This is a genomic window from Streptomyces sp. NPDC002130, from assembly GCF_040296465.1.
Lineage (GTDB): Bacteria > Actinomycetota > Actinomycetes > Streptomycetales > Streptomycetaceae > Streptomyces.
Genome location: NZ_JBEOXI010001162.1, coordinates 1 through 1,107, shown reverse-complemented (window position 1 = coordinate 1,107; position 1,107 = coordinate 1). Strand labels below are relative to the sequence as shown.

At 62.4% G+C, this 1,107-nt stretch carries 2 protein-coding genes; both read right to left on the bottom strand.

The genetic code is table 11. From position 1 onward, the window contains the following. Positions 1–443 (bottom strand): hypothetical protein (locus ABT116_RS49290; RefSeq protein WP_351648165.1); only part of this gene is annotated, 443 nt, incomplete at its 3' end. After that, on the bottom strand, positions 440–997 hold the full coding sequence (locus tag ABT116_RS49285; RefSeq protein ID WP_351648162.1) for a bacterial transcriptional activator domain-containing protein: 558 nt from the start codon (positions 995–997) through the stop codon (positions 440–442). The genes ABT116_RS49290 and ABT116_RS49285, both read right to left, overlap by 4 nt. Between the last annotated feature and the right edge of the window lie 110 nt (positions 998–1,107).

The following is a 1,107-nucleotide window of genomic DNA, read 5'->3' as shown; positions in this document are numbered from 1 at the left end:
CGGGCTGCATCATCGGCGTGGGCGCGCTGATGATCAGCTACGCGGCGATCGGCGGCATGAAGGTCGATGGGGATGTCGTGTTTGGTGATCACGTTTTTGAGTACTTTGAGATCGTTTGGTGGCGTGGGGTTTCCGTTGCGGCTGGTTGTGATCTCTTTTTTGGTTCTGTCGAGGAAGCGTCCGGCTGCGACGGTATCGAGTTCGGAGAGTGGGGCGGTGGGGTCGGAGTTCAATCGTGCGAGCACGGTGTAGTACTCGCCGATCTTCGCGAGGGCGCCTTCTCCTGCTTGTTGTTCGGGTGATTTTCCCGATCCTGGGGGGCCGGTGAAGGTGGGGCCGTTGTTGGTGTCGAGGGTGCCGGGCTCGGGGCTGAGGATGCTGCAGCTTGCGGTCAGGCATGCCGCCGCGGCGAGGGTGAAGACGGCTGCGAGGCGGCGGTTCATGATGCGGCTCCGATTCGATAGTCGGTGGTGGTGTCGAGCTGTCTGAGGAGTTCGTTGGTTTCGGGGTGTGCGTCGACTTGCAGTTCGTCGAGTTCGCTTTTGAGGGTGTCGATGAGGGTTTGGGTGGTTTCGACGTCTCCGGAGAAGTGGGTGGCGATGATGGCCGCTCGCCAGCAGCCTTCGTGGGCACTGTCGACTGTGAGGCCGGTCTGGGCTGCTTTTCCTGCTGCGTCGAGGTCCTGGGTGACTTGTTCGCCGCGGATGTAGCGGCCGGCGAGTTCTTCTGCGACGTCGGTGATTGCGGAGATCATTTCTTGCTTTGTGTGATCTGCCCATCGGTATGCGGTGGGGTCGTCGCTGGTGAAGGGTTGACCGGTTACCAGTGTGAGTGCGGCTTGGAGGCGTTCGGTTGTCGTCGTGGCTGGGTGTGCGTCGACGAGGTGGTTCCAGTAGTCCCAGTCTGTGGTTACTGAGGGGTGCAGGCGGAGTGGTGTTCGGCCGGTTTTGTCTCCGGATTTGATGAGCGCTGCGTCTCCGGTGTCGGTGTCTCCCATCCAGCTGCGTAGTCGTGTGACTGCTTGGTTGCGGCGGCTGCGCCCGGTCCAGCAGCCCGAGCGTGGCCGCGTCCTGCAGGGTGACGCGGGCGCCGTGTTCGATCAGCCGG